Below are 23955 nucleotides of genomic sequence, written 5' to 3'. Positions count from 1 at the left end.
AAACCAGTCCAACTTTCGGGGGCCAGTTCAAAGGGTGCGGGCGGCTTTAGTCTTGCGCGGGCGTGCGCTTTCTAGCGCTCTACCTGGGCGGTCGGGACGGTCTTGCCAGTGGCCTCGGCGGCCTCGCCGACGCGCAGATGGGACACGCGGGAAGGCTCGATGTTCAGGGCGCGCAGCTGGGAGTCGGTCAGCTCCGCGTAGGGGCCGCCGATCGTCTTCTGCTCGTAGGTCCAGTCCAGCTCCTGGTAGCCCTCCGGCTGGTTGCGGGCGGTGATGGTGCGCACCTGCTTCATCTTCGGCTGGAAGAGGTCGATGATGAGGCCGATGGCGATCAGTGCGGCAAAGAGGAAGAGGTAGATGGTCTCCACGTGGCCCTGGTGGTTACCGAAGTTGTAGCCCAGCAGGACTAGGACGGTGATCCAGCCGGCGACCTGAACACCGGTATGCGGGGTACGGGACCAGCCGAACTCTGCCGAGGGGACGTCATCGGTGGAAACTCCGCCGTGGACCTCAGGAACCAACTTGTGGGAAGACACGTGCACTCCTTTTGCGTGTGCGCCTTAAAGCACACGCCCCAGGCCGGGGCGCGGCACGGCGCTATAGGCCAACTATCTGTGCCCTATTTTAGAACATTCCCAGCCGCCGTTGCGATCGAACACCCCCGCCGCGCGGGGCCCGCGGAGCTACTACTCTAGGACGGGTGAGTATTAAGCGCGTTCTGATCCTGGGATCTACCGGCTCAATCGGTACCCAAGCAGTGGAAGTCATTCGGGCCAACCCCGACAAATTCGCGGTCGTCGGCATCGCCGCCGGCGGCAGCAACCCGCAAGCCATCGCCGAACAGGCCCGGCAACTCAACCTTTCGGCTAACCACGTCGCCGTGGCCAACCCCCAGGCGGCCGCGGAGGTCTCGGAGGCCTTGGGCGGAAAGGTCATCGCCGGCCCAGACTCCGCGGAGGAGCTTACCCGCCTAGTCACCGCGGACACGGTGCTCAACGCCCTGGTCGGATCACTGGGGCTGAAAGCCACCCTGGCCGCCATTGAGACCGGCGCCTACCTGGCGCTGGCCAACAAGGAATCTCTGGTGGCCGGTGGCGCACTGGTCACCAACGCCGCCCGCCAGGGGCAGATCGTGCCAGTAGACTCGGAGCACTCCGCCATGGCCCAGGCGCTGCTGGCGGGCCGGCGCGCGGAGCTGCGCTCGCTGGTGCTGACCGCCTCTGGCGGGCCGTTTAGGGGCTGGACCCGTGAGCAGATGTGGGACGTGACCCCGCAGCAGGCCGCTCAGCACCCGACGTGGTCGATGGGGCAGATGAACACCCTGAACTCGGCCACGCTCATCAACAAGGGCCTGGAGCTTATCGAGGCGACTCTGCTCTTCGACCTGCCGGCCGCCGATATCGAGGTCACCGTGCACCCGCAGTCCATCGTGCACTCGATGGCCACCTTCGCCGACGGCTGCACCATGGCGCAGGCCTCCCCGCCGTCGATGAAGCTGCCGATTTCCCTTGCCCTCGATTGGCCGAACCGCGTGGCGGATGCGGCGCCGGCGCTGGACTTTAGCAACGCCTACACGTGGGAGTTCGAGCCGCTGGATGATGAGTCCTTCCCCGCGGTGCAACTGGCCCGCCAGGTGGCTACCACGGGCGGCAGCCACCCGGCGGTGTATAACGCCGCGAATGAGGAGGCGGCCGCGGCGTTTCTTGCCGGGCGGATCCGCTTCCCGCGCATTGTAGACATCGTGGGCGAAGTGGTAGGTGACTGCGGCGGTTATGCTGGTGTACCCTCAAGCGTCGACGATGTCCTCGCCGTTGAGCGCGAGGCCCGCACCCGCGCCAACGAGCGCGTGGATTATTACGCCCGCTAGCCAGCTAGAAAGCGGTACTGTTAATGGCCAATATCTTGGGGATAGCCCTGTTCGCCCTAGGCATCGGGATTACCATCGCCCTGCACGAGGCAGGGCACATGCTCACCGCCCGCGCCTTCGGGATGCGGGTGCGCCGCTATTTCATCGGCTTCGGCCCGAAGCTGGTGGGCTTTACCCGCGGGCATACCGAGTACGGGCTGGCCGCCCTGCCGGTCGGCGGCTTCTGTGATATCGCGGGCATGACCCCGCAGGACGAGTTCCTCACCGAGGAGGAAAAGCCCCACGCGATGTACACCAAGCCGTGGTGGCAGCGCATCGCGGTGCTCAGCGGCGGTGTGGCCGTGAACTTGGTTTTGGGCTTTCTGATCCTCTTCATCGTCGCCCAGACCGCAGGCCTGCCCGATCCGAAGGCGGACTACCGCCCGCGCGTGGGCGAGACCGTCTGCAGCGCCGACGCGGATGCCGCCGGCAACCTGGAGCCGTGTCAGGGCGACGGCCCGGCGGCCGCAGCCGGGGTGCGCCCGGGCGATGTCATCCTGACCCTGAACGGCGAGGAGGTACCGGATTTCACCGCCCTGCGCGACGAGGTCATCCAACTGCCGGGTAAGACCGTCGAGCTGGGCATCGAGCGCGACGGCCAGTCCCGCACCGTCGAGGTGCAGCTTGATACCGTCCTGCGCCCGAACCCGCAGGGGGAGTTGGTCGAGGCCGGGTCCATCGGGCTGGTCAACCAGCCGCTGGACACGGTCCGGCAGTACGGCTTCTGGGAGGCGTGGCCGGCCACCTGGCACTACTCGTGGAACATGCTGGAGGCAACCGTCGAGGGGATCAAGCAGTTCCCGGCAAAGATCCCGGGCGTGGTGGCCTCCATCTTCGGCGCCGAGCGCGATGAGCAGGGGCCGATGTCCGTGGTGGGCGCCTCCCGCGTCGGCGGCGAGCTGGTGGAAAACAACCTGTGGGCGGCGTTTTTCATGATGCTGGCGACGCTGAACTTCTTCCTAGCCTTGTTCAATCTCATACCCCTCCCGCCGTTTGATGGCGGCCACATCGCGGTGGTTATTTACGAAAAGATCCGCGACTTCTTCCGGCGGATGGCAGGCAAGCAACCCGCCGGCCCGGCGGACTACACCAAGCTCATGCCCGTGACTTATGCGATTGCGGCGGCACTGCTGGCCGTGGGCGCGGTCATCATCATCGCGGACGTGGTCAATCCCATCCGGCTGTTCGGCTGACCGGCCCGCCCCAGCGCAGGCGTCGGTGCGCGCCAGGCAGTGCTAAAGTGGGGGCGTTATCGGTAGTACCGCACAACCTGTCCCTACTTTTCCTAGCTGGTTTCCGTCCTCTGCGGGCGGCGCCTGTCGGAGGGGCGAGGACAGCCCGGCAAATCAGACAAGCAAGGAGCGTGCATGTCAACCTCTATTGGTCTCGGCATCCCCGAAGGACCGCCGCCTACCCTGGCCCCGCGGCGTAAGACCCGTCAGCTTTCCGTCGGCCCCGTCGGCGTGGGCTCGGAGCACCCCATCTCGGTCCAGTCGATGACCAACACCAAAACGCACGACATCAACGCCACACTGCAGCAGATCGCGCAGCTGACCGCGTCCGGCTGCGACATCGTGCGCGTCGCGTGCCCGAAGCCCATCGACGCCGAGGCGCTGCCGGCTATTGCGAAGAAGTCGCCCATCCCGGTCATCGCGGACATCCACTTCCAGCCGAAGTACATCTTCCAGGCCATCGAAGCCGGCTGTGCCGCGGTGCGCGTGAACCCGGGCAACATCAAGGAATTCGACGGCCGCGTCAAGGAGGTCGCGCAGGCGGCCGGCGACGCCGGCATCCCGATCCGTATCGGCGTCAACGGCGGCTCCCTGGACAAGCGCCTGCTGGAAAAGTACGGCAAGGCCACCCCGGAGGCCCTGGTCGAGTCCGCCATCTGGGAGGCCGGCCTCTTCGAGGAGCACGGCTTCGGCGACATCGCCATCTCCGTCAAGCACTCCGACCCGGTGCTGATGGTGGAGGCCTACCGCCAGCTGGCCGAGCAGACCGACTACCCGCTGCACCTGGGCGTTACTGAGGCCGGCCCGAAGTTCATGGGCACCATCAAGTCCTCGGTGGCCTTTGGCTCGCTGCTGTCCCAGGGCATTGGCGACACCATCCGCGTGTCCCTGTCGGCCGACCCGGTGGAAGAGATCAAGGTGGGCGACCAGATCCTGCAGTCGCTGAACCTGCGCCCGCGCAAGCTGGAGATCGTCTCCTGCCCGTCCTGCGGCCGCGCCCAGGTCGATGTCTACACACTGGCCGAGGAAGTCACCGCCGGCCTCGACGGGATGGAGTTCCCGCTGCGCGTGGCCGTCATGGGCTGCGTGGTCAACGGCCCGGGCGAGGCGCGCGATGCCGACCTCGGCGTTGCCTCCGGCAACGGCAAGGGCCAGATCTTCGTCAAGGGCGAGGTCATCAAGACCGTGCCGGAAGACAAGATTGTCGAAACGCTCATCGAGGAAGCTCAGCGCATTGCTGAGGAAGAAGGCATGGAAGCCGTCGAGGGCGCCAAGGCCGAGGTACGCGTCACGAAATAACAAATTGGCTTAGGCCGGCACGAAAGATGTGTTGGTCACGGCCGGCAGCCACCGCTTGAGTAATGTTTGCACATATGAAAAAGGCGGTGGCTTTGCTGTGCGTAACAGCGTTGTGTAGTACCGGGGTAGTGGCCTGTACGCCGAAGCCGCCGTCGGTCGATCCGGTGGCCGAAGAGGTATTCACCGCTCTTGAGGAAGGTGACACGGAATCCCTAGACGGGCTGGTCGATAATGCTGAGGCCACCCGGCAGACCTTCCAGGAAAGCTACGACGGCCTACAGGCCGAAGGCGTGGACTTCGAGCTGGCTGGCGTCAACAGCCACGATCCGGGCTACGCGACCGTGGATTACTCGGTGACCTGGACGCTGCCACGGGATCGGCAGCTGCACTACGACACCCAGATGGCGCTGACCAAGTCCAACGACGAATGGACCGTGCGCTGGCAGCCATCGATGATCCATCCCAAGCTGGGGGCGAATCAGCACTTGGAGCTGCGTGCCATCGAAGCCGAGCGGGCCGGGGTGGTCAGCTCCGACGGGGTGGAGCTGCTCAAGCCCGGCACGGAGTTCCGCCTGTTGGTAGACGGGGAGAAGACCTCCTCGCCCCGCGGGCTGGCCGCGCGGATTGCCGACGCGGTCTCACGCGCCAAAGCCGAGGATGAGACCGTCGGCGACATCGACGCCAAGGAGCTGGCCAAGACGCTGGAGGACAACACCGGCATCTATTCGGTTGGGATGTACAGCGAGGCCGCCGGCAAGATCCTGCAGGAAGAACTGGCCGGGGTGGACGCGGTGCGCCTTAACGAGGAACCGGCCCTGGTGACGAAGGACCCCGGTTTCGCGCCGGATATTATGTCGCGTGTGCGCTCCTTGGTCCAGGATGATGTGGACGGCAACAACGGCTGGAGCATTTCCGTGGTCAACGAGCACGGCGCCGCCCTCAGCGACGTCGAGCGCCACGCCCCGGAGCCGGCGCCGGCGCTGAAGGTGGGCATCGACTACGACGTCCAGCGCGCCGCCCAGGAGGCCGTCGATGCCCGGGCGGGGCAGGAGGCCATGATGGTGGCGATGCGCCCGTCGACGGGTGAAATCCTGGCCGTTGCGCAGACCGCCGAGGCCGACAAGAAGGGCGATTTGGCCCTGCAGGGCCAGTACCCGCCGGGCTCGGTATTCAAGATCATCACCGCCGGGGCGGGCGTTGACCACCAGGGCCTGGATTCCAGCACGATCGTGCCGTGCCCAGGCACGATGGATATCTACGGCCGCGTGGTAACCAACTACAACGGCTTCGCGCTGGGCGATGTCCCGCTCGAGCGCGCGTTTGCCCAATCGTGCAACACGACCTTCGCTGATATCTCCACCAAGCTGGCCCCGGGCGAGCTGAAAGACATGTCGAAGGCCTTCGGGTTGGGCATCGACTACGAGGTGCCGGGATTAAACACCATCACCGGCTCGGTGCCGATGGGCGAGGAGCCGCTGGAGCGCACCGAGGCCGGCTACGGCCAGGGCCACGACCTGGCCAGCCCGTTTGGCATGGCGCTGGTCTCTGCGACCGTGGCGGCCGGCAAGCGGCCGGTGCCGACCCTCCTGGCGGGCCGGGGGACCAAGGCCAGTGAGGACGTCAACGGACCAAGCCCGGAAATCATCGACAAGCTGCGGCAGATGATGCGGGCGACGGTGACAAACGGTACGGCCTCCGGCATGCAGGCCGGCGGCGAAATCCACGGCAAGACCGGCGAGGCCGAGATCAACGAGGGCTCGCACGCCTGGTTTACCGGCTACCGCGCCGACGATGATATCGCCTTCGCCACGTTGGTGGTCCTAGGCGGCGGCTCGGAGGTCTCCGTGGCGATAACGGACAGCTTCTTCCAGAAACTCGACCAGTACCGCGCCGAGCCGGATCCGGACACGCCAGCGGCCCCGGCGGAGAACTAACGCGCGCCGCGCGCAGCGTTAACGACGTCTGAACCCGGCGGGTTGCTTTGCCGTCATGGGGACTACGATGGAGAGCATGACTAACCGCGGAAAACTGCAACCTGGTAAAGAAACTCCCGTGCGCACTGTCGATGAGTCCATCGAGCGCCCCGAATACGTCTGGAAGGACACGGTCCAAGAAAATATTGGGGAGCCGTTCGTCCAGACCCCGGAGACCATCGAGGCCATGCGTGAGGCCTCCAAGATTGCGGCCAACGCCCTGCAGGAGGCCGGCAAGGCGGTGGCCCCGGGCGTGACCACCGACGAGGTCGATCGCGTGGCGCACGAGTACATGTGCGACCACGGTGCTTACCCGTCGACCCTGGGGTATATGGGCTTCCCGAAGTCGTGCTGCATTTCCCTTAACGAGATTGTCTGCCACGGCATCCCGGATAGCACAGTGATTGCCGACGGCGACATCGTCAACATCGACGTCACCGCGTACAAGAACGGCGTGCACGGCGATACCAATGCCACCTTCCTCGCCGGCAACGTCTCCGAGGAGCACAAGCTGCTCGTTGAGCGCACCAAGGAAGCGATGATGCGCGGCATCAAGGCCGCCAAGCCGGGCCGTGAGGTCAACGTCATCGGCCGCGTCATCGAGTCTTATGCCAAGCGCTTCGGCTACAACGTCGTCGAGGACTTCACCGGCCACGGTGTGGGCCCGACCTTCCACAACGGCTTGGTCGTGCTGCACTACGACTCCATGGCCTACCGCAACGTTCTGGAGCCGGGCATGACCCTGACTATCGAGCCGATGATCAACCTGGGCTCCCTGGATTACGACATCTGGTCTAACGGCTGGACCGTGCAGAACAAGGACGGCAAGTTCACCGCCCAGTTCGAGCACACCCTGGTCATCACCGAGGACGGCAACGAAATCCTCACCCTCCCGGACGAGAACTAAGCACCCTTCCTCCCCGCCGGTGCCCACGCCGAACAGGGAGAAGGCACAAAAAGGCGCCGGCCCCACAAGGAGGACCGGCGCTTTAGCGTATTCGAGTAAACGCTTTACTTGAACAGGCCGTCGAAGATGTGGCCCGGCAGGATGCCGTTGAACACAGCGTAGTTGTAAGCAGCGATCAGGCCGCCAACCAGGGACAGAACGCCGCCGGCGATGGTGGTGTCGCGGAACAGGACGGCCCAGTCCGGAAGATCCTCATCATCTGCCTTCTCGGAGCCGAACAGGTCGACGCCGGAAACCTGGTTATCGTCCTCGATGACGGGCTTGCCGTCCTCGCCCTCGGTCCAAGCGCCCAGGTCCTTGCCCCACTGGGAGGACGAGGAGCCGATGGAGCTCGAGCTGGAGTTGGCGTTCTCGGCGGAGGCGACGGCGGTGCCGGAAACGGCGACGGTCAGAGCGGTGGCGGCAGCAACAGCTGCGGTGCGGAAGTTACGCATTTTAGTTACCTTTCAGGGAAACGAGTTGAGCTGAGTGCTGTCTTAGCGGGAGAACGGGCCGTACTTGATGAAGTTGTCCAGCGGGCCAACGATCATGCCGAGCACGGAGCCGATGCCGCCGGCGATCAGCAGGCCGTAGAGAGCCTTTGCCCAGTTCGGGACATTGGTGAAGTCCTTGGAGGAACCGAAGATGGAGACACCGTCGGCTGCCTTGTCGCCCTCGAGGTTCAGGCCGGTGTTGATCTGGGAGGACAGGCTCGGGGTGTAGTCCTTGTCGGTGGTGTCCTGCTCAGCACCATCGGTGGTCAGGTTGGTGTGGTTTTCTTTGACGATCTGGTTGTCGCCCTGGTCAACGGTGGTTTCAGCGGTAGCGATGGAGGTGCCGCTGAAGGCTACAGCGACGGCAGTGGCGCCAGCGATGGCTGCTTTGCGAATACGCATATTAAATCCTTAAGAGAGGTCGTAATGTGCAAGGCTTCCCTCGTGGAAACCTGTTGTGTTGTGTGGCAATCACAGCGGATTGCCAGATTACACTCGGTCCCCGGATGGTGGCTGGAGCCGGTGTCAAAGAGGAATGCTAACGGATATGGTGCGCAAATGCAGCCTGTTCACACTAATTGGGGTAGAAAAAGCTATCAGTCTCCTCCAAGCTTAATAAACTTAAATTAAATTAAGGAAAACTGATCCAGGCTAAAATCCCTGCTATGCTGATGCTGGTGTGACTAATGTGGTGGATGGTGAAGTGGTCAGACCCGCGGTCGGGGTGAATTTTTGGGAAAATTTAGGAAAAATCTAGCCCCAAGAGTGCGTTCTCCGTGAGCTCCGGCAGGGCCGGGTGGATCCAATACTGCTTCGTGGCGACCTCACGCACGTCCAAGCCGAAGGCCATCACGGTGATCATCTGCTGGATGAGGGTGGACGCCTGCGGGCCGTAGTAGTGCGCGCCCAACAGCTGGCCGGTGGCTTTGTCCGCGATGAGCTTGCAGATTCCCGTGTGGTCCTCCATCGCCCAGCCGTAGGCCACGTCGCCGTAGTCTTGGACCTTGACGGTTACGTCGTACCCCTGTTCGCGTGCGGCGTCCTCGGTAAGCCCCACGGTGGCGATCTGCGGGTGGGTGAAGATAGCCGAGGGGACCAGATCGTGGGGCATCGGGCGCATGTCGTCCGGGTGAAGGATGTTGTGGCGCACGGCCTTGGTCTCCGCGTTGGCGACGTGCTTGAGCATGTAGGGCGAGGAGACGTCGCCCAACGCCCACACGCCCTCCGCAGTGGTGCGGCCGTAGTCGTCGACGGCAATGCGCCCGTCCTCGCGCATCTCGATCCCGGCAGAGTCCAGGTTCATCTGGTCGCCGTTGGGCACGCGGCCGGTGGCGATGAGGATCTCCTCGGCGGTAATTGTCTGGCCGTTGTCCAGCTCCAGCTCGACGCCCTCGCCGCCTTCGCGCAGGGCGGTGCCATTGGCACCGGTGATGACCTCGAAGCGTTCCTTGGCCTGCTCGTTGAAACGGGAGGATAGGTCCTTGTCGAGGAAGCGCAGTAGCTCCTCCGAGCGGTTGATGATGGTGACCTTAGTGCCCAGCCCGTCGAAGACGTGGGCAAATTCCATGGCGATGAACCCGCCGCCGACGATAATCAGCGAGCGCGGCTGCCGCTCCAGGCGCATGATGTCCTCGTTGGTGCGGTAGGTTACCCCGGAGTTCGCGTAAACCTCCGGGATAAGCGGGCGCGAGCCGGTAGCGATGATGATCTGCTCGCCGCTAATCGTTGTGGCTTCTTTACCCTGGCCGGTGCGGATGGTCTTGGGGCCCACGAAACTGGCGTGCTGGTCGTAGACAGTAATATTCGGGGTCTCGTCGCCGCGGCGGTAGGCCTCGCCGCCCTCGGCAATCTTGTCGATGCGCTGGTGGAAGACCCGGTCCACGAGGGAGTCCCAGTCGATGCTGTCCACGTGGGCCTGGATGCCCAGCTTGTCGGCCGTGCGGGTGCCGTAGGCGGTATCGGCGGCGTAGACGTACATCTTCGTCGGGATGCAGCCGACGTTCATGCAGGTTCCCCCGAAACGGCCGGATTCGACGATGGCGATGGACTTGTCGTCGAAGTCCGGGGTGGGGATGGAGTTGCCGGAACCGGCGCCGATGATGATGAGGTCATAGTGGGCGTCGACAGCCGGGGCGGCGGCGGACTGGGTCATGGATTTTCTCCTTATATAACTGGTGGGGAAGTAGGGCCCGAAGATTAAGGCCTCGTTGAGCCTTGAAGGTAGTCCTTTATTACTAGTGTGCCCGTGCTAGCCAGTGAGAGCTAATCTCAAAGGCCTCGCGGCGCGCGGGCGGCAGCGACAAAAAGACTTCGTGCCGGGCGCCCAGGATCGGACAGACAGTAATGTCGTTGCCCAAGCGGGGAGCCCAGTGGACGGTCTGGGAGACATCCACGACGGCGTCGGCCGTGTCCGTCTCCAGCGAATAGGGCTTGCCCAGCCGCGAGCGGGTCGAGCACAGCACCAGCCCCGGCACGCCGATATCGATGGCCCCTTGGTGGATCCGGTCCTGGCCGGCAATGACCCCGCGCAGCCAGCCCAGGTACTTCTTGTGTCCGGACAGCGGCTTGAGTGTGGTGTCGTAGTCCCACTCGCCGTAGCGGGAGGCGTGGATGGAGTCGCCGAAAGCGCTTAAGCCCCCGCCGGGGAAGGCCACCTTCGGGAAGCCCTTGCCGATGGCGTTGATGACCGGCTTGGCGGCCTGCAACACGGGCTTCGGCACGCCCATGATGTCGAGCCACGGGCTGTTAAATATCGCCGAGGACACTCGTGCGTGTGCGGCGGGCTGGGACGTGCGCAGCCGGTCCAACCAGAGCGGAACGATGACCCCGGCCGTCGAATGTGCGAGGGGAGTGACATCCGGGTGCGGGCCGCAGATAACCTCCAAGGCCGCGTCGAGGTCGGCGTAGTATTCCTCCATCGCCGCGGCGTAATGCCATGTCTGGCTATCCCGGCGGGAGCGGCCGCATTTGTGTAGATCAATGGCGTAGAAGGCATAGCCGCGGGCGTGGAAATAGCGCGCCACGTGTGCCTGGAAGAAGTAATCGGTCATCCCGTGCACCCACAAAAGGGCTGGGCGGGAAGCGAACTCTTCGTCCCCCTCTGGGCCGTCCGCCACGGTGGTGGCGGGAGCATCAGCGGCGCCGTCTGGGCCGGGGTAGTACCGGACGAGAGTGGCGCACAGATCGCCTTCACCTAGCGGATCGGGGCCTAGTTCGAGGGCGCGGGCGGAAAATCCCGCGCCCAAACGGTCGGGGTGCCAGTGTTCGGGTTGGTTCACACTCATGCCCCCAACTTTAGGCACACTTGCGCCTCAATTCCGCCTCAATCACGTCTTCGGCGGGGCGTCTGTACAAATCGCCGGGCTACCAGCGTAGGGTTGTAGACAACGCGTTTGCCTGGGCCGCGAAGCCGGTGACCCAGGCACTGCGCTGCGAAAGGATCGGATAGCCCCTTTTGCGAAACTTTGACCACAATCATTGAATATGAAGAGGTAAGTAACAAGGTGTCCCCCGCAAAAAACGTCGTCCAAGCAGTTGACGAGGTAGACGTAGCACTCGTCGGCGCCGGCATTATGAGCGCCACCCTGGGTGCGATGCTGCGCGAACTAGAGCCCAGCTGGACCCAGATGGTTTTCGAGCGCCTCGACGCTCCCGCCGAGGAGTCCTCCTCGCCGTGGAACAACGCTGGCACCGGCCACTCCGCGCTGTGTGAGCTTAACTACACCCCGGAGAAGAACGGCCGCATTGATGCCTCCAAGGCGATGAACATCAATGAGAAGTTCCAGATCTCCCGCCAGTTCTGGTCCCACCAGCTCAACAACGGCATCTTGACGGACCCGCGGGAATTCATCAACCAGGTTCCGCACATGTCCTTTGCCCAGGGCGAAATCCAGGTGGACTACCTGCGGCGCCGCTACGAACTGATCAACCAGAACCACATGTTCCCCGAGATGCAGTTCTCCGCGGATGATTCCGTCTTCGCAGAGAAGCTCCCGCTGATGGCCCAGGGGCGCGACTTCAACTCCCAAAAGGTCGCCATTTCCTGGACCGACGTGGGAACCGACGTCAACTTCGGCGCCCTGACCAAGCAGTTCCTCACCGCCGCCAAGGCTGCCGGCACTGAGGTGCGCTACGGCCAGGAGGTCTACGACCTCAAGCGCGACGGTGGCGTGTGGAAGATCTACTCCAAGAACCGCCACACCGGTGATACCCAGATGACCAAGGCGAAGTTCGTCTTCGTCGGCGCGGGCGGCTACGCCCTCGGCCTGCTGCGCAAGGCCGGCGTGCGCGAGGTCGCCGGCTACGCTGGCTTCCCGGTCTCCGGCCTGTGGCTGCGTGCCACCAACCCGGAGCTCATCAAGCAGCACCAGGCCAAGGTCTACGGCAAGGCCAGCGTCGGCGCCCCGCCGATGTCCGTGCCGCACCTGGACACCCGCGTCATCGACGGCGAGAAGGGCCTGCTGTTTGGCCCGTACGGTGGCTGGACCCCGAAGTTTTTGAAGAAGGGCTCCAACCTGGACCTGTTCAAGTCCATCCGCCCGGACAACATCCCGTCCTACCTGGGCGTGGCCGCCCAGGAGTTCGGCCTGACCAAGTACCTGGTGCAGGAGGTCATGAAGGACTTCGACGACCGCATGAAGTCCCTGCGCGAGTACGTGCCGTCCGCCGACCTGAATGACTGGGAGACTATCGTGGCCGGCCAGCGCGTCCAGGTCATCAAACCGGCCCCGGCCCCGCGCTTCGGCTCCCTGGAATTCGGCACCACGCTGATCAACAACCCGGAGGGCAACATCGCCGGCCTGCTAGGCGCTTCCCCGGGCGCTTCCATCGCCCCGGCCGTCATGCTGGAGCTGCTGGAGCGTTGCTTCGGTGAGCACATGATCCAGTGGTCCGAGAAGATCTACGAGATGATCCCGTCCTACGGCGAAAAGCTGACCAAGAACCAGAAGCTCTTCGACGAGATGTGGGAGTTCACCCAGAAGACCCTGAAGCTGGACCAAGACTAAGCCTTCTAGCTTAGACAGCGTCTTCTAACACTTGCCCCGCCACGGCCCTTGGCCGTCAGGCGGGGCTTGGTGCGTTTCCCCAGACAATGACCGTCGCGCCCGTGGGGTGAGGCGACGGGGAGGCGGCGGCCTTAGGTCCCGCAGTAGGTCAGATAGTTCTCCAAGCCACCCGGGTCCGGGTGGGTGAGCAGCTCGCGCTCGTCATCCGGCAGCGCGTCCACGTCCGCGCCCTTGTCGGTCAGGGCGGTAACCAGGCGTTCGGTGGGGGCGAAGTTACCGTCCGCGGCGGCGTCCAGGGCGTTTTCCACCGCCCGCGGACGCGGGATGAAGCGCGGGTGGTGCCGGTCCAAGCGCGCAGCATCCGGGCCGGCGGCCAGCCACTCGTTTACCCACTCCTTCTCGCCCAGCGTGTCGGTCAGGCGCCGGGTAGCCTCAGGATCCCCGCCGGCGGCCGCGGCGAGGTCGCGGTGGCAGGTAGTCAGATCCGGCTGGCTTTCGGCGAGCAGCTCGCGCCAGCAGCGCACCAGCGCGTCGGGGGCGTCGTCGGAAAGGCCCAGGGTCTCGCGCCGCGTGTAGTCGGTGGCGTAGTTGCCGAAACGCTCGCCGAAGCTATCGACTTCCTGCTGGGCTACCTCGGTCGCGCGGCTGGGGTTGTCGCTCAGGATGGGAAGCAGGGACTCGGCCAGGCGGGTCAGGTTCCAGCCCAGGATGTTGGGCTGGTGCCCGAAGGCGTAGCGGCCGAAGCGGTCGATGGAGGAAAAGACCGCGTGCGGGTCGAAGCGCTCGCCGAAAGCGCAGGGGCCGAAATCGATGCTCTCGCCGGAGATGGTCGTGTTGTCCGTATTCATCACTCCGTGGATGAAGCCGGCCTCCTGCCAGCGGACGACGGTGGCTATCTGGGCCTCCATGACGGCGCGGAAGAAGTCTCGGTAAGGCTCGGCGGAATCCGCCAGGGCGGGGTAGTGCCGCCGGATGGCGTAGTCCGCGAGCGAGCGGGTGGCCTCTGGGCCGCGCAGCTGCGCGTAGTGGAACGTGCCCACCCGCAGGTGGCTGGCCGCCACGCGGACGGAAAGGCCGCCGGGCAGGGCGCGCTCCCGGGCCACGGGCCGGCCGGTGGAGATGACCGCCAGGCAGCGCGTGGTGGGAATCCCCATAGCGTGCAGGGCCTCGGAGAAGACGTACTCGCGCAGCATGGCCGGCAGGGTGGCGCGCCCGTCCGCCCCCGGCCGGGAAAACGGCGTCCGGCCCGAGCCCTTAACGTGCAGGTCGCGAAGGACCCCGTGCGCGTCGCGGACCTCGCCCAGCAGCAGTGCGCGCCCGTCGCCCATGTGCGGGTTGAACTGCCCGAACTGGAAGCCGGCATAAGCCATCGCCTGCGGGGGCTGGTCCGCGGGGTTGCCGCGCCCGCACAGGAAGGCGATGCCCTCCGGGCTGGCCAACCACTCCGGGTCGAGCCCGAGACGAACTGCCAGCGGGCGGTTGAGCAGGACCAGGCGCGGGTCGGGCTGCTCTTCGCCCCAGCTAGCGCGCACGAAGTCGGGCAACGCCGCGGCGAAATCAGCGGTTAGTTCGGTGCCGTTGCCTAGAACAAACGTCATGGGCCTAGCCTAACGGGATTTAGGTCTCCACGTGGCCGGCAATCCGCACCGTGGCCCGGCCGCCGACCCAGAGATCGTCGCCGTCGTCGCGGATCTCCACCCGCCCGGCGCGGCCGCGGCACGTGCCCTGGCTGACCCAGTACTCCGCTCCCACGGCGCCCTGGGAGCGCAGGAACTGCGCGGCCCCGCCGTTGAGTGAGCCGGTCACGGGATCCTCGTGGTCGGGCGTGAACGCGCGGATGACATAGGCCGGGGAGTCGTCGCGGGCTGCGCCGTTGCTGTCGCCGTGCGCGCCGGGCTGTCCAGCCATCCCCACGACGCCGAGCTTGTGCGGGGTGGTGGGGCGGAAGGAACCGAGGGCGCGCACGGCGGCGGCGTCGGCCAGCTGGACCATGCGCCAGCCCGGGCCGTTGTCCACCCAGGCGTGGGAGATGACCGCAGCCGTGTCCACGCCGATGGCACGGCAGCTGTCGGCCAGCTCGTCCTCACTCAGCGGGCCCTTTTTCTGCAGGGGCGGGGTGGCGAAGAAAAGGGGGCCGCCGCCCGAGGCGTCCTGGCGGATGGTGATAAGTCCCGCGGCGCATTCCTGGGTAATTTGGCCGGACTGGCGCGGGGTTCCGCCGAAGGCGAGCCAGGCCCGCGCGCTGCCCAGGGTGGGGTGCCCGGCGAAGGGCAGCTCGGTGTGCGGGGTGAAAATCCGCACCCGGTAGTCTGCCTCCGGCGCGGTGGGGCGCAGCAGGAAGGCGGTCTCGGACAGGTTCGTCCAATTGGCGATTGCCTGCATCTGCTGGTCGCTTAATGCGTCCGCGTCGGCGATGACCGCGAGCGGGTTGCCGCTAAACGGGGTGGTGGCAAAGACATCGACTTCGCAATATTCGTGGCGCATGGCGGCGATCATAGCGCGTCGGCGCACGCTATCCCGCCTAAGGTAGAGGGCATGAACCTTCCGCTGTTTTCCCGCGTCGAGCCCATCCAGACCATGGCCGACGGCACTATCAAACAGGTCAACCCCTTCTCCGGGACGGAAGTGTGGACGGTGCCCGGCCGGGGCAACCGGCCCTTGACTACCACCAACGACACGCCCCAGCCCACCGAGGCCGAAGACGATAAGCGGTGCGCCTTCTGCGCCGGGCGAAAGCTGGAAACCCCGCCGGAAAAGGCGCGGATCCTGGCCGACGGGACCATCGTCCGGCACGCCATGCCCGCCGAACTCGACGCGACCACACCGCTGTTTAGGCGCGTGCCCAACCTGTTCGAGATCGTCTCCTACGACTACTGGCGGGCCAACTACGGCTACCGCATGGACACCGCCACCGCCGCCCACCAGGAGGCCTACCTCGCGAACCCGGAGGGGCGTCGCCATGTCGAGGCCATCATCGCCGCGAAGGCCAAAGCCAGCGGGCAGGACCTGCCGGCGGGTCAAGAGGAATTCCAGGCCGCGGCCGCGCCCTTCTTCGGCGGCGGGCACGACGTCATCATCGCGGACCGGCACGTGGATTCCGACGGCGGGCTGTTATCCTCTGGGCGGCTGACCCCGGACGAGCACCTACGGATGATGCAGCTGTGTATTGATTCCATGCGGGACCTCTATGAACACAACCGGTATGTGTCCTACGTGGCCGCGTTCCAGAACTGGCTGGCGCCGGCGGGAGCGTCGTTTGAGCACCTGCACAAGCAGCTGGTGGCCATCGACGACCGCGGCATGGCCTCCCAGCGGGAGGTCCAGCTGCTGCGCTCCCACCCAAACATGTACAACGAGTGGGCGGTGGGCTACGCCGTGAAGCACAATCTCGTCATCGCGGAGAACCAGCACGCGGTGCTTTTCGCCGGCTTCGGGCACCGTTACCCGACGCTGGAGGTCTTCTCCAAGTCCGCGATCGGCCGCCCCTGGCGCCAAAGCGCCGAGGAGGTGCGGGCCGTCAGCGACCTAGTCCATGCCGCCCACGCGGCGGTGGGCCCGGCCGTGGCCTGCAACGAGGAGTGGCACCACCAGCCCGTCGACGTGGCCGTGCCGCAGCCCTGGCGGATCCTCATCAAGCTGCGCATCTCGACGCTGGCCGGCTTCGAGGGAGGAACCAAGATCTACATCAACACCATCAGCCCGTGGGGCCTGAAAGACAAGGTGCTCGACGCGCTTGCCACCGCCCACGGAAAAGGCCGGGTGACCCCGGACATCCGCCTGGGCGACGAGTGCCACACCGAGCACAACTGCCTGCGCTACAGCCTCTAAGCAGGCCGGCTGAGAAATGCTAGACCACCAGGGTCATCTCCCCGGCGGGCCGGCCGGTGGTCTCAGGCAGCTCCACGGTGAAGCCGGCCTGGTCGAGCAGCTCGGCAACCCCCTCGGCATCGCTGGCGGGCTGCTGGGCGCTGGCGAGAGCCCGGGCGGCCAGGCCCTTGTAGTGCTTGTTGAAGTGGCTGACCACCTTGCGGCTACCGTCCGGCTGCACGGATTCCACGCGCAGCGTCAGCGCGCCGGGCACCGGGCCCAGTTGCTTGTACGCACCCGAGCGCAGATCGATAATCAGCTCGCCGTCCTCCTGTAGCTTCTTCAGCTCGGCCGTGATGGCCTTGCCCCACCGCTTCTTCATCGTGGGTGCGGCTTTCGCGGGGTGGGCGCGCCGGGGCAGCTTGGTCGAGCCCGACAGCCGGTAGTGTGGGATGAGGTCCCCGGCGCGCACGACCCCGAACAGCGCCGAGCCGACCGCTAGGTGCTCGAGCGCGGCCGACGGCAGGCTGGCCGGCTCCAGGGCGTCGTAGAGCACCCCGGTGTAGCGGTAAAGCGCCGGGGTAGTGGGGTTGGCAAAAAGCTGCTGGTTCGCCTCCGCTGAGGGCAGGAGCTTGTCGGAAATGCCCAGCACTCCGAGGGCCTCGCGGGGCTCGAGCGCGCTGAGATCCGCGGCTATGTCCTGCCGGATTTCGGTCAGCGCGGGAAAGGACAGCGACTCCAGATCCAGGGGAGCGCCTTCGCCGCCGGTCGACTTCGTCTCTGAGGGAGGGAGGATGATGAACATAGTTTTAGGGTAGCGGGGTATATTTGTGACATGATTACTCGCCTGTCTGAGCTGTTTTTACGTACCCTCCGCGAAGATCCTGCGGATGCGGAAGTCCCTAGCCATAAGCTGCTGGTCCGCGCAGGCTACGTGCGTCGAGCCGCGCCGGGCATCTACACGTGGCTGCCGCTGGGGCTGCGGGCGCTGCGCAAGATCGAGGACGTCGTCCGCCAGGAAATGAACGCCATCGGCGGCCAGGAAGTGCTCTTCCCGGCACTGCTGCCGCGGGAGCCCTACGAGGAGACCAACCGGTGGACCGAGTACGGCGACAACCTCTTCCGCCTTAAGGACCGCAAGGGCGCGGACATGCTGCTCGGGCCGACGCACGAGGAGATGTTCACCACCGCGGTCAAGGACATGTACTCGTCCTACAAGGACTTCCCGGTGACCTTGTACCAGATCCAGACCAAGTACCGCGACGAGGAGCGCCCCCGCGCGGGCGTGCTCCGCGGGCGCGAGTTCACTATGAAGGATTCCTACTCCTTCGACATGACCGACGAGGGGCTGGAGGACAGCTACCAGCGCCACCGTCGCGCCTACCAGAACATCTTCAACCGCCTGGAGATTGATTACGCCATCTGCCAGGCCACCTCGGGCGCGATGGGCGGGTCGGCCTCGGAGGAATTCCTGGCCGTGTCCCCGGTGGGCGAGGACACCTTCGTGCGCGCCACCGACGGCGACTACGCCGCCAACGTCGAGGCCGTGGTCACCCAGGCCCCGACCGAGCGCGACTTCGCCGGCGCCCCGGAAGCGCAGATCCACGAGACCCCGGAGGCCGGCACCATCGAGGCCCTGGTGGACTGGGCCCAGGAGGCCGGCATCGAAGTCGACGGCCGGGCCGTCGAGGCCGCCGACACCCTCAAGTGCATGGTCATCAAGACCCGCCAGCCGGGCGAGGACTGGGAGCTGGCCGGCGTGCTCATCCCGGGCGACCGCCAGCTGGATGAGAAGCGCCTAGAGGCCAGCCTCGAGCCGGCCGAGTTCGAGCTGGCCGAGGAGGCCGACTTCGCCCGCCACGACTTCCTGGTCAAGGGCTATGTCGGGCCACAGTCGCTCAACGACAACGGCGTGCGCGTGCTCGCCGACCCGCGCGTGGTCAACGGCACCTCCTGGATCACCGGCGCGGACGCCTCGCAGTGCCACACCGTCGGCCTGGTGGCCGGCCGCGACTTCCACGTCGACGAGTTCATCGAGGCCGCCGAAATCCGGGAGGGCGATCCGGCGCCGGAAGGCCAGGGCACCCTGCGCCTGGAGCGCGGCATCGAGCTGGGCCACATCTTCCAGTTGGGCCGCAAGTACACCGAGGCCTTCAACGTGTCCATCCTGGATGAGAACGGCAAGCGCGCCACGCCCACCATGGGCTCCTACGGCATCGGTATTACCCGCATGCTGGCCGTGCTGGCGGAGCAGCGCCACGACGACAAGGGCCTGAACTGGCCGGTGGAGGTCGCCCCGTACCAGGTGCACGTCGTCGTCGCGAACAAGGACCAGGCCGCCATGGCCGCCGGCGATGAGCTGGTGGACAAGCTCGACAAGCGTGGTATCGAGGTGCTCTTCGACGACCGCCCCAAGGTCTCCCCGGGCGTGAAGTTCAAGGACGCCGAGCTGCTGGGCATGCCGTTTATCGCCATCCTCGGCCGATCTTTCGCCGACGGCATCATTGAGCTGCGCGTGCGCGGTGGCGAGACCCTCGAGGTCCCGGTGGGCGAGATTGTCGACACCCTGGTGGAGCGGGTGCGTGGCGATGAATAAGGCGCAGGGTTTCGCCGCGGCCCTGGGCGGCATGGGAGTGCTGCACTTTGCCGCGCGCGATGCATTCGAGTCCATCGTCCCGCCGCAGCTGCCCGGCCACCCACGGCTGTACAACTATGCCTCCGGGCTGTGGGAGCTAGCCACCGCCGGCCTGCTGTGGCGCAAGGACACCCGCCGCGCGGGCGCGGCCAGCGCGTACGCCTTGCTGCTGGCGGTCTGGCCGGCCAATTTCTACCACGCATGGAAAGAGCGCTCCGGCTCGGTGCCGAAGCGCTGCTATCACGTGGTGCGCTTGCCGCTGCAGATTCCCATGCTGCACCTGGCGCGCCGAATCTATCAGGCGAACTAGCCCAGCGGGCCGCCGCAGTTCGGCCACGCGCCCGGGCCCTGGGTGGCCAGGACGTTTTCTGCCACGGCGATCTGCTGCTCCGGGGTGGCCTGGTCCGCCTGCGGGGCGTACTGCTGGCCGCCGTGTGCCGCCCACGTCTGGGCGTTGAACTGCAGGCCGCCGTAGTAGCCGTTGCCGGTGTTGATAGACCAGTCGCCGCCGGACTCGCAGGCGGCTACCTGCTGCCAGGCGTCGGGGCTAGCGGCGCCCGCCGTCGGGGCAGCGAGGCCGGCGACACCGATCGCGGAAGCGGCTGCGGCGGACAGGAAAGATTTCCGGGAAAACATAAACTCCTAAAATCGGGTGCAAGGTCTGCCTGGTTGCGCGAGCGACAGGGCCCAGCGGCAACCAACGACCGTCCAACTTAGGTCGGTTACCCGCGGCTATGCAATGAAAACCTCCGCAAAAACCGATAAAGGTTTTCTGGCCGCCCGTTCAGGCGGCGTTAAGCTCCCCGCTAGGAGTGGGCGGCGACCGCGATGAGCCAGTCGCGCCACTCGGTGGAGGCCGACTGCCCGCTCAAGCGCGCGGCCTCGTCGGTGGCGGCAGCGCGCCAGGTCTCGGCGTTGGACTCGCGCAGCGACCGCACGAACTGCCCGGCGCTCGCCGCGTCCGTGGGCAGCTCCAGCCCGGCCGGCTCGTAGCCGGCGGCCGGCTGCGGGACCTCGCCGGTGGCCGCCAGCGCCTGCTGAAGCTGGGCGGTCAGGTGCGCGTGGTTATCAAGTCGGGCGTCGATGATGGGCTCGAGCCAGGGCTCGGCAAAAGCGCGGGCGAAATCCAGGCCGAAGGACTGCTGATATTCCCAGTCCAGTAGCTCCCGCGCCGTATCGGTCTGCTCTGGGTCCAGGGCATCGACTGCCAGCTCGGGCGTGGGTTCGGGCTCGGGCGCGTCCGGGCCGCCGGACTCCGCGGCGAGATCGTTAACGGCGGCGGAAAGATCGATGGCCTGACCGGTCACGAGAGGCCGGGACTCGGCCGTCACGGAGGTGAGCTGGCCCAGCACCTCGTCGCGGGCGCGGGTGAGCACGGCCGCGGGATCTGCGGAGTCTCCCGCGCCTTCGCCGGCGGCTGTTTGTCCGCCGACTGTTTCTCCGGCGGAAGAGTCTTCAGCGGAGTGGGCGACCTCGCAGGAGGCTGGGACCTGGCCGTCCTGGGTGCCGCACAGGCGGGCGACTTCCGCGTAGAGCGCGTCGGCCTGGCCCTGGCGCAGATCCGCGTGCCCGGGATCGGTGGCGCTCAAGGCCTGGGCGTCTGCTTCTGCCGACTGGGCGAGCTCGACCAAGGTGGCGTCTGGGCGGGGGCCGAAATAGTCCACCACGGGTTGGCAGGCGGTCGCGGCGGGTGCGAGTGCAATGACGGCAACGGCGGGGGCAGCAAGCTTTCGGCGGTTCACGCAAGAGACTGTACCCGGTCGGGTTAGGCTTGAGGGTATGGCTTTCCCAGACTCGGCAACATTGACTGATTTCGTGCAACCGCTCATCCAGGACCGCGGCCTCGACGTCGAAGACATCAAGACCACGCGGGCGGGCAAGAAATCCCAGGTAATCATCCGTGTGGACGGGGATAGGCGGCCGACCTCGGACGTGCTGGAGGAGGTCTCGGATCTCATCTCGAAGCGCTTTGACGCCGCCGAGGACGCCGGCGAGCTCAACTTCGGCGCCGGCTACACCCTGGAGGTCTCCACCCCGGGCGTGGACCTGCCGCTTACTGCCCCGCGGCACTTCCGCCGCAACCAGGCCCGCCAGGTGGCCGTCGAGCTGGCCGATGCCCCGGGCCAGCGCACTGTCTGGCGCCTGGGTGCGCTCAACGCGGATAACACCGAGGTCATCGTGGTCCGCACCGTCAAGAAGGACCTTGAGGTGGAGATCCTGCGATTGGCTAATATCGCCCGGGCAGTGGTAGAAATTGAATTCGCGCAACCTTTAGCCGCCGAGCTGGAAGTAGCGCGCGAAGACTTTGAACATGCGGCCGAGCGTGTCTCGGCCTAACGAGAGGATCGACAAGTGAATATTGATCTGGCGGCACTACGGGCCATCGAGAAAGAACGCGAGGTTCCGGTCTCCGAGCTGCTGCGTTCCATCGCGGGCGCACTGCTGAGCTCCTACCTGGACTACCGCGGCGGCTCAGCCGGCGACAACGCCAAGGCCCGCGTGGACATCGACTCGGAGACCGGCGCGGTCGCCGTCATCGTCAGCGAGCTGGACCCAGAGACGGGGGAGCTGGCCACCGAATACGATGACACGCCGGAAAACTTCGGCCGCGTCGGCGCCCGGGCGGTCCGCGAGGCTATCTACGGCCGCCTGCGCATGGCCGAGGCCGACCGCACTTTCGACTCCTACTCTCACATCCAGGGCACCGTGGTCTCCGGCATCGTTGAGCGCGAGGCCACGCTGAACGCCCGCGGCATCATCGTCGTGCAGCTGGGCACCGAGGCTGAGCCGCAGGACGGCATCCTGCTGCCGGCCGAGCAGATCCCCGGCGAGAAGCTGGAGCACGGCGACCGCGTCAAGGCCTACGTCGTGGGCGTGAGCCGCAACGGCAACAACGTCCAGATCAACCTCTCGCGTACCCACCCGGAGCTCGTTCGCGGGCTCTTCGAGCTCGAGGTGCCGGAGGTGGCCGATAAGGCCGTGGAGCTCCTGGCGATCGCCCGCGAGGCCGGCCACCGCTCGAAGGTCTCCGTGCGCGGCACCGTCAAGGGGCTCAACGCCAAGGGCGCGTGCATCGGCCCGCGCGGCCAGCGCGTGAACAACATCATGCGCGAGCTCGGCGGCGAGAAGATCGACATCATCGACTACCACGATTCCCCGGAGGTCTACGTCGGTAACGCCTTGGCCCCGTCCAAGGTGGTGCGCGTCGAGGTGCTCGACCCGGACGCCCAGGTCGCCCGCGTGACCGTGCCGGACTACCAGCTCTCCCTGGCCATCGGCAAGGAAGGGCAAAACGCCCGCCTGGCCGCGCGCCTGACCGGCTGGAAGATTGATATCCATTCGGACGCGGACGCCGCCGCCCACGAGTAGGCGTGAGCTGTTCTAGGCCCCACACGCGGAGTGTGGGGCCTAAGTTCATTTTTAGTCCACTTTGCCGTAAACTATTGGACGGCCCTAACGCGGCCAGGTTTCATGGAGCAAAGCCAAGATTCGGAGGTAATGAGTGCAAGCTAATCGGGCCCGTCCCATCCGGCTTCGCACTTGCATCGCCCACCGAACCACGCATCCGGACTCGGAATTGTTGCGGGTGGTGGCAACCACCACCGCCGAAGGTACGGTCATCGCCGTGCCCGACCCGCAGCGGTCGCACCCGGGGAGGGGAGCGTGGATCCAACCCACCCTGGCCGCTTACGAGCTAGCGGAGAAAAGGCGCGCCTTCGGGCGGGCTCTTCGCGTGTCTGCAGCTGTGGACACAGGTCAGATTCGAAAGTACTTGGAGGCCAAAGCCGCCAAGGAACCGCATGCTGTGGCCGGCGACGGCCGCGGGGAAGACCCTGAGATTGTAAGGAAGACCGAACACTGATGAGCGCACAACGATGAAGCATCAGCGATGAAAGTCCTACGTAAACCCTAGGGGTCATGACCGCCTTTCCGGCGCTTATGGCCTCTAGCTAACCCAAGAGGAGACAAGTGGCCGGAAAGCTACGTGTTCACGAGCTGGCTAAACAGCTCGGTGTAACCAGCAAGGAACTGCTCGCAACCCTGAAGGAACAAGGCGAGTTCGTCAAGACCGCCTCGTCCACCATCGAACCGCCGGTGGTCAAGAAGATGCGCGCCCACTATGAGGCGCAGGGCGGCGGCGACAACGCCGCCGAGCAGAAGTCCGACAACCAATCCAAGCCCAAGCCGGGCTCGAACAAGTCCGCCGCGCCGAAGCCGGGGGCTGGCAAGGCAGCTACCCCGAAGCCGGGCCAGGAAGCCCCGAAGCCGGGCGCTGGCAAGTCCGCCCCGAAGCCGGGCCAGGGCCGCGGCGAGCGCCCGACTCCGGGCAACGCAATGCCGCGCCCGATGCCGAAGCCGGGCGGCACCCGCCGGGTGGCCAACAACCCGTTTTCCACTGGCGGCTCCAACGAGTCGCGCGGTGGCGGCAAGGGCGGCCCGCGTCCGGGCGGCACCAAGGGCCCACGTTCCGGTGGCAACAAGCCGGGCCAGGGCCGCGGTGACAACAAGCCGCGCGGCGGCCAGTCCTCCGGCGGTCAGGGTGGCGGTCGCCGTCCTACCCCGGCGATGATGCCGTCGCACCCGAACCCCGCTTCCATGCCGTCCAAGTCCGCCAATGGCGGCGGTGGCGGCCGGGGCGGTCGCGGCCGCGGTGGCG

The 23955-nt window shown here is 66.0% G+C and carries 23 protein-coding genes; 13 read left to right on the top strand and 10 right to left on the bottom strand.

Annotated features, from left to right (window positions below):
* Positions 1-71: 71 nt before the first annotated feature.
* Positions 72-536, bottom strand: coding sequence for a DUF2631 domain-containing protein (locus HMPREF3067_RS09370; protein ID WP_070769462.1), 465 nt, complete (start codon positions 534-536; stop codon positions 72-74).
* Positions 537-700: 164 nt separating this feature from the next.
* Here HMPREF3067_RS09370 and dxr point away from each other — a divergent pair, with 164 nt between their 5' ends.
* The 5 genes from dxr (at position 701) to map (ending at position 7317) form a co-directional block, all read left to right on the top strand.
* Positions 701-1867: a 1-deoxy-D-xylulose-5-phosphate reductoisomerase gene (dxr, locus tag HMPREF3067_RS09365; protein ID WP_070769461.1), complete on the top strand. Its 1167-nt coding sequence runs from the start codon at positions 701-703 to the stop codon at positions 1865-1867.
* A 23-nt stretch (positions 1868-1890) separates the two neighbouring features.
* Positions 1891-3099, top strand: coding sequence for a M50 family metallopeptidase (locus HMPREF3067_RS09360; RefSeq protein WP_070769460.1), 1209 nt, complete (start codon positions 1891-1893; stop codon positions 3097-3099).
* Between the two features lie 174 nt (positions 3100-3273).
* Positions 3274-4437: a flavodoxin-dependent (E)-4-hydroxy-3-methylbut-2-enyl-diphosphate synthase gene (gene ispG, locus HMPREF3067_RS09355; protein ID WP_070769459.1), complete on the top strand. Its 1164-nt coding sequence runs from the start codon at positions 3274-3276 to the stop codon at positions 4435-4437.
* 74 nt (positions 4438-4511) lie between these two features.
* A complete protein-coding gene (locus HMPREF3067_RS09350) occupies positions 4512-6371 on the top strand; it encodes a penicillin-binding transpeptidase domain-containing protein (protein ID WP_070769458.1) in 1860 nt (619 codons plus the stop codon).
* Between the two features lie 76 nt (positions 6372-6447).
* Entirely contained in the window at positions 6448-7317 is an 870-nt protein-coding gene (map, locus tag HMPREF3067_RS09345) for a type I methionyl aminopeptidase (protein WP_070769457.1), read from the top strand.
* Positions 7318-7421: 104 nt separating this feature from the next.
* Here the strand turns inward: map and HMPREF3067_RS09340 are convergent, their stop codons facing one another.
* The 4 genes from HMPREF3067_RS09340 to HMPREF3067_RS09325 all read right to left on the bottom strand — a co-directional run bounded on the left by HMPREF3067_RS09340 (position 7422) and on the right by HMPREF3067_RS09325 (position 11134).
* Positions 7422-7811: a hypothetical protein gene (locus tag HMPREF3067_RS09340; RefSeq protein WP_070769456.1), complete on the bottom strand. Its 390-nt coding sequence runs from the start codon at positions 7809-7811 to the stop codon at positions 7422-7424.
* A 42-nt stretch (positions 7812-7853) separates the two neighbouring features.
* A complete protein-coding gene (locus HMPREF3067_RS09335; RefSeq protein WP_070769455.1) occupies positions 7854-8252 on the bottom strand; it encodes a hypothetical protein in 399 nt (132 codons plus the stop codon).
* A 340-nt stretch (positions 8253-8592) separates the two neighbouring features.
* Entirely contained in the window at positions 8593-10002 is a 1410-nt protein-coding gene (gene mtr / locus HMPREF3067_RS09330) for a mycothione reductase (protein WP_070769454.1), read from the bottom strand.
* Between the two features lie 82 nt (positions 10003-10084).
* Positions 10085-11134: an alpha/beta hydrolase gene (locus HMPREF3067_RS09325; RefSeq protein WP_070769453.1), complete on the bottom strand. Its 1050-nt coding sequence runs from the start codon at positions 11132-11134 to the stop codon at positions 10085-10087.
* A gap of 219 nt (positions 11135-11353) precedes the next feature.
* Here HMPREF3067_RS09325 and mqo point away from each other — a divergent pair, with 219 nt between their 5' ends.
* Positions 11354-12856: a malate dehydrogenase (quinone) gene (mqo, locus tag HMPREF3067_RS09320; protein ID WP_070769452.1), complete on the top strand. Its 1503-nt coding sequence runs from the start codon at positions 11354-11356 to the stop codon at positions 12854-12856.
* A 131-nt stretch (positions 12857-12987) separates the two neighbouring features.
* Here mqo and HMPREF3067_RS09315 read toward each other — a convergent pair whose 3' ends face one another.
* Both HMPREF3067_RS09315 and HMPREF3067_RS09310 read right to left on the bottom strand, forming a co-directional pair.
* Positions 12988-14454: a protein adenylyltransferase SelO gene (locus HMPREF3067_RS09315; RefSeq protein WP_070769451.1), complete on the bottom strand. Its 1467-nt coding sequence runs from the start codon at positions 14452-14454 to the stop codon at positions 12988-12990.
* Positions 14455-14473: 19 nt separating this feature from the next.
* The gene (locus HMPREF3067_RS09310; protein WP_070769463.1) at positions 14474-15340 is read right to left on the bottom strand and encodes a PhzF family phenazine biosynthesis protein; all 867 of its coding nucleotides are present in this window, start codon (positions 15338-15340) and stop codon (positions 14474-14476) included.
* Positions 15341-15391: 51 nt separating this feature from the next.
* Here HMPREF3067_RS09310 and HMPREF3067_RS09305 point away from each other — a divergent pair, with 51 nt between their 5' ends.
* Complete coding sequence (locus HMPREF3067_RS09305) at positions 15392-16684, top strand: DUF4921 family protein (RefSeq protein ID WP_070769450.1); 1293 nt, start codon at positions 15392-15394, stop codon at positions 16682-16684.
* A 19-nt stretch (positions 16685-16703) separates the two neighbouring features.
* On the opposite strand, the gene yaaA is transcribed toward HMPREF3067_RS09305, so the two are convergent.
* Positions 16704-17468: a peroxide stress protein YaaA gene (gene yaaA, locus HMPREF3067_RS09300; protein WP_070769449.1), complete on the bottom strand. Its 765-nt coding sequence runs from the start codon at positions 17466-17468 to the stop codon at positions 16704-16706.
* Between the two features lie 30 nt (positions 17469-17498).
* Between yaaA and HMPREF3067_RS09295 the strand changes: the two genes are divergently transcribed.
* Both HMPREF3067_RS09295 and HMPREF3067_RS09290 read left to right on the top strand, forming a co-directional pair.
* Positions 17499-19259, top strand: a complete 1761-nt coding sequence (locus tag HMPREF3067_RS09295) for a proline--tRNA ligase (protein ID WP_070769448.1) — start codon at positions 17499-17501, stop codon at positions 19257-19259.
* Complete coding sequence (locus HMPREF3067_RS09290; protein WP_070769447.1) at positions 19252-19608, top strand: DoxX family protein; 357 nt, start codon at positions 19252-19254, stop codon at positions 19606-19608. Before HMPREF3067_RS09295 ends, HMPREF3067_RS09290 begins: the two co-directional genes overlap by 8 nt.
* On the opposite strand, the gene HMPREF3067_RS09285 is transcribed toward HMPREF3067_RS09290, so the two are convergent.
* On the bottom strand, positions 19605-19934 hold the full coding sequence (locus HMPREF3067_RS09285; RefSeq protein ID WP_070769446.1) for a transglycosylase family protein: 330 nt from the start codon (positions 19932-19934) through the stop codon (positions 19605-19607). The genes HMPREF3067_RS09290 and HMPREF3067_RS09285 overlap by 4 nt on opposite strands.
* Before the next feature lie 170 nt (positions 19935-20104).
* Entirely contained in the window at positions 20105-21040 is a 936-nt protein-coding gene (locus tag HMPREF3067_RS09280; RefSeq protein WP_070769445.1) for a hypothetical protein, read from the bottom strand.
* 37 nt (positions 21041-21077) lie between these two features.
* On the opposite strand from HMPREF3067_RS09280, the gene rimP reads away from it, so the two are divergent.
* The 4 genes from rimP to HMPREF3067_RS09260 all read left to right on the top strand — a co-directional run.
* Complete coding sequence (gene rimP / locus HMPREF3067_RS09275) at positions 21078-21635, top strand: ribosome maturation factor RimP (RefSeq protein ID WP_070769444.1); 558 nt, start codon at positions 21078-21080, stop codon at positions 21633-21635.
* Between the two features lie 15 nt (positions 21636-21650).
* Complete coding sequence (gene nusA / locus HMPREF3067_RS09270) at positions 21651-22667, top strand: transcription termination factor NusA (protein WP_070769443.1); 1017 nt, start codon at positions 21651-21653, stop codon at positions 22665-22667.
* Between the two features lie 133 nt (positions 22668-22800).
* On the top strand, positions 22801-23160 hold the full coding sequence (locus tag HMPREF3067_RS09265; RefSeq protein WP_070769442.1) for a YlxR family protein: 360 nt from the start codon (positions 22801-22803) through the stop codon (positions 23158-23160).
* 107 nt (positions 23161-23267) lie between these two features.
* A partial coding sequence (locus tag HMPREF3067_RS09260; RefSeq protein ID WP_210400105.1) for a translation initiation factor IF-2 N-terminal domain-containing protein occupies positions 23268-23955 on the top strand: 688 nt, incomplete at its 3' end.

The organism is Corynebacterium sp. HMSC04H06, assembly GCF_001815935.1.
In the GTDB taxonomy this organism is placed as follows: domain Bacteria; phylum Actinomycetota; class Actinomycetes; order Mycobacteriales; family Mycobacteriaceae; genus Corynebacterium.
Note: the sequence above shows the minus strand (reverse complement) of the source record. Positions and strands in the feature narration are given on the sequence as shown.

Excerpts from the sequence above, each read along its gene's own strand:
- HMPREF3067_RS09340 (WP_070769456.1), bottom strand. The coding sequence starts at position 7,811 with ATGCGTAACTTCCGCACCGCAGCTGTTGCTGCCGCCACCGCTCTGACC.
- HMPREF3067_RS09285 (WP_070769446.1), bottom strand. The coding sequence starts at position 19,934 with ATGTTTTCCCGGAAATCTTTCCTGTCCGCCGCAGCCGCTTCCGCGATC.
- HMPREF3067_RS09290 (WP_070769447.1), top strand. The coding sequence starts at position 19,252 with ATGAATAAGGCGCAGGGTTTCGCCGCGGCCCTGGGCGGCATGGGAGTG.
- HMPREF3067_RS09335 (WP_070769455.1), bottom strand. The coding sequence starts at position 8,252 with ATGCGTATTCGCAAAGCAGCCATCGCTGGCGCCACTGCCGTCGCTGTA.
- HMPREF3067_RS09305 (WP_070769450.1), top strand. The coding sequence starts at position 15,392 with ATGAACCTTCCGCTGTTTTCCCGCGTCGAGCCCATCCAGACCATGGCC.
- ispG (WP_070769459.1), top strand. The coding sequence starts at position 3,274 with ATGTCAACCTCTATTGGTCTCGGCATCCCCGAAGGACCGCCGCCTACC.
- HMPREF3067_RS09360 (WP_070769460.1), top strand. The coding sequence starts at position 1,891 with ATGGCCAATATCTTGGGGATAGCCCTGTTCGCCCTAGGCATCGGGATT.
- HMPREF3067_RS09310 (WP_070769463.1), bottom strand. The coding sequence starts at position 15,340 with ATGCGCCACGAATATTGCGAAGTCGATGTCTTTGCCACCACCCCGTTT.
- HMPREF3067_RS09325 (WP_070769453.1), bottom strand. The coding sequence starts at position 11,134 with ATGAGTGTGAACCAACCCGAACACTGGCACCCCGACCGTTTGGGCGCG.
- HMPREF3067_RS09315 (WP_070769451.1), bottom strand. The coding sequence starts at position 14,454 with ATGACGTTTGTTCTAGGCAACGGCACCGAACTAACCGCTGATTTCGCC.
- map (WP_070769457.1), top strand. The coding sequence starts at position 6,448 with ATGACTAACCGCGGAAAACTGCAACCTGGTAAAGAAACTCCCGTGCGC.
- yaaA (WP_070769449.1), bottom strand. The coding sequence starts at position 17,468 with ATGTTCATCATCCTCCCTCCCTCAGAGACGAAGTCGACCGGCGGCGAA.
- mtr (WP_070769454.1), bottom strand. The coding sequence starts at position 10,002 with ATGACCCAGTCCGCCGCCGCCCCGGCTGTCGACGCCCACTATGACCTC.
- rimP (WP_070769444.1), top strand. The coding sequence starts at position 21,078 with ATGGCTTTCCCAGACTCGGCAACATTGACTGATTTCGTGCAACCGCTC.
- HMPREF3067_RS09295 (WP_070769448.1), top strand. The coding sequence starts at position 17,499 with ATGATTACTCGCCTGTCTGAGCTGTTTTTACGTACCCTCCGCGAAGAT.
- HMPREF3067_RS09350 (WP_070769458.1), top strand. The coding sequence starts at position 4,512 with ATGAAAAAGGCGGTGGCTTTGCTGTGCGTAACAGCGTTGTGTAGTACC.